At 41.2% G+C, this 3220-nt stretch carries 2 protein-coding genes; both read right to left on the bottom strand.

Going from position 1 to position 3220, the window contains the following annotated elements; translation table 11 throughout:
* Window positions 1–1163: Ig-like domain-containing protein (locus QL982_RS14195; protein WP_290190423.1), on the bottom strand; the 1163-nt coding region annotated here is incomplete at its 3' end.
* An 84-nt stretch (window positions 1164–1247) separates the two neighbouring features.
* The gene (locus QL982_RS14190) at window positions 1248–2219 is read right to left on the bottom strand and encodes an OmpA family protein (RefSeq protein WP_290166050.1); all 972 of its coding nucleotides are present in this window, start codon (window positions 2217–2219) and stop codon (window positions 1248–1250) included.
* Window positions 2220–3220 lie beyond the last annotated feature (1001 nt).

The raw sequence follows: 3220 nt of genomic DNA, 5'->3' as shown, positions 1-3220 counted from the left end.
ACGGCATTAGGGGCAGTTGGTGGATAATCAACAACGATGGTGGCTGGATTAGACTTGTTGCCGGTTAGGTCAGAAACCACATAGTCCACTGGCGTAGGATCGCCCGTAAAGCCTGTTTCTGGGGTAAAGGTAACCACGCCTGTGCTTGGGTCTACGTCCCATGCGCCTTCGCCTGGGACGGTTAAGCTGGTGACTTCAAGACCTGTGTCTGGGTTAATCAGTTTGACGCTGGTTGGGTCAATGTCACCTTCAAGGTCGGTGTCGTTACTCAGTACGTCTACCACAACAGGTTGGCCTGGGCTGCCTGTTTGAATCTCATCCACGGCATTAGGGGCAGTTGGTGGGTAGTCAACAGTGACGGTCGCTTCATTTGACGTCCGACCCGTGATGTCATTAACGGTGTAGCTGATGGGCGTAGGATCGCCGGTAAAGCCAGTCGCTGGGGTAAAAGTGATGGCACCTGTGGTTGGATTAACGCTCCACACGCCCTCACCTGGCACATCAACCGATTTGCCATCAGCAGCAATGATGCTGCTTGCAAGGGCTTGGGTGATGAGTACGCTCGTTGGGTCAAGATCCCCCTCAGCATCGGTGTCGTTACCTAGTACGTCGATGACGACGGGTTGGCCTAGGCTGCCTGTTTGAATTTCATCAACGGCGTTGGGGGGAGTGCCGTCATCGATGGTCCTGCTATTACTATTGCTACTTCTACTGGCCAACAATCCAATCAACCCTACGCCTGCAGCAGCAGGTATCCACCATGGTATAGCAGCTGCGACATAATTTTCACCACCTAAAGCTTGTCCTTCCACATCACCGACATCTAATTGAGTGACATAGTCATAGGTTTCACCAGTATCTGGGATATAGTAGTAATACTCACCATCTTCAGCAATACCAAGCAATGCACTATCTGCGCTGTCGTAAAAACCTTCTATAATGAGGTCGCTGTCTTCACCCTCTTCTTCAAATGATACATGAAGGTCATTTTTGATACGCTTGGTGATAATGTGGTTAGGTGCACGGTTGATAGCATTATCATGAAACTCATAATTTACTTTGTCTGTGGCTTTAATAACTGTCGGCACGCCATCTTTGGTTATGACTTCTACTTGGCTGATAGTCTGAGTGGCATCATTCGTTTTTACGACAATAGTATTCATTTTCTTACCTCTAATTTTTTAATTGCAGCAATACCGTTCTAATTTTTCTGGTACAGCACTCTTTATAGCAAAACTGTCTTGATATCAGTTGCTTGAGCGCTCTTCGACGACAGCAATAACGCGACGGTTAAGCTGACGGCCTGCTGCCGTATCATTGCTGGCTCTTGGCTGCACTTCACCATAACCAATGGCACTTAGACGTTCAGAATCCACACCAAACTGAGCAATTAACACCTCTTTTACCGCATTCACCCGACGTTGTGACAGTGCTTGGTTATAACGCTCACTAGCACGGCTATCAGTATGTCCTTCGATAGTCACCATCGTATTTGGATATTGAGTCATGAATTCAGCAACTTCAGATATTTTAGAATAATACTCAGGTCGTACAATGGCTTTGTCCGTTTCAAATAACACTTCAAGTTCAATGGTTACTTTTTCAGCTAAAACAGGCACTACGGGTGCTGCCTCTATTATGGGAGCTACAACAGGTACTACAGGTGCCGCACAATTGGGGACTACTCGGCTGATTTGATGGGTCTGATACCGTTTGGTTTCTAATAATGGTAATGCGCTGTCAGTCGTTATTCGTTCGAGTGAGCTCTCGCCTGTCTCATCCATATCGATATAAAAAAAGTAAGTTTGACCACCATCAAGCTGATAGTCTTTTTTGTCTGCTAATAAATTATTGTCTTTAAAACCAGTGGCATGAGCACTGAGCTGATTTGTACCAACACAAGAATTGACAGCTGTATAGTTATTAGGGTGTAGGCTTACTTGATATCTATTATTGACAGAGATATTGGCACTGGTTTGCTCTACATCATCATCATTTTTACGAATAAATATCAATCGAGTTTCATCGCTATCAACTTCGGCTGCTAGTAGCTCGTGAACGTCTGTATCGACTTGATTATTCCACATGACATTGCCGACTCGGCGACTGTCACCCTCATTGTCAATCCCGCTGCTTCCCATAGCCGTGCAACCAGATATGCCAAGCAAAATCGTGGGTAAAACAATAGCTGCAATTGTGCTCTTCAATACTCTTTCCATGATGACTTCCTAATTAATAATCTCTTTGAGATGGCATTTTTCTTTTGCTTTAGTGCCGCCGACGTATAATTTATTATTCCGTTAAATAGTCGAAATTTCGTACATAATCTTAATTAATTAGTAAACTTTTGTCTTTTTATTATTTGACAATTTTGTTTAAATAAAAAATGGATTTTCTTAGCTTAATAGTAAGTTAAGTATTTTGTAATGTCAACTTTATAGAGTCCAATTCAGAAGGCTTAAAAAAGGCATTTTAATAGGGCTATGCTCTATAGGTTAAATCACATTACTGGTTGATTATCATCACAATAATACCAAACCACTCCTATTGAAATCATAATAAATAAGTCAATCATTTTTCACAAAAATGAGTGTTATTATTAACGACTTAAAATCAAAATTACCCCTTTATCAAAGGCATCGATATATCAAAAATAATGAGGCTCCAAAATAAATATAAAATTAATTAAAGATATATTTATAATACTTCATTAGGCATTTTATATTTTCCAAATGCACTGAAAATCTGTTTAATATTCAATCTCACTACTATTACCATTTGCAGAAACCAATGTTTGTAGGGTATAGTTTTTATTTTGAACGATTAATCAATATAGTCGATTCAATATCATTGGGATACCAGAAAGCCGAGTGAAAGTACGACAAGTAGAAGGCTAAGCAAGACTGACGCCGTACCCAATTTATAGAGGATTGACTCTAAGGGCATGTCCTTAATTCAAGTGATAGTCGAGTAGTACTTAGAGACTCACTTCTAATAGACTGTCTAACACCTGTACCAGAATGCACTGTTATTTTTCTAACCCAAGGACGATATATGAAAAAACTTAGGACGCCTGATTCCTGTTTTGCTAACTTGCAGGATTACGATTTTGAACCGCACTATCTGATGGTCGATGATACAGAGTGTAGTGGTCAACTAATTTAGGACACCTGATAAGAGGTTTTTATTAAAGTAGCGCTTCTCTTTTTCTAACGGTGTT

The sequence above is a fragment of the Psychrobacter sp. 5A.1 genome (genome assembly GCF_030407455.1).
Classification (GTDB): domain Bacteria; phylum Pseudomonadota; class Gammaproteobacteria; order Pseudomonadales; family Moraxellaceae; genus Psychrobacter.
The sequence above is the reverse complement of the archived record's forward strand: the minus strand, read 5'-3'. Positions and strand labels throughout refer to the sequence as shown.

Bases quoted from the DNA above. Each gene is read 5' to 3' on its own strand.
- QL982_RS14190 (WP_290166050.1), bottom strand. From the start codon at position 2,219: ATGGAAAGAGTATTGAAGAGCACAATTGCAGCTATTGTTTTACCCACG.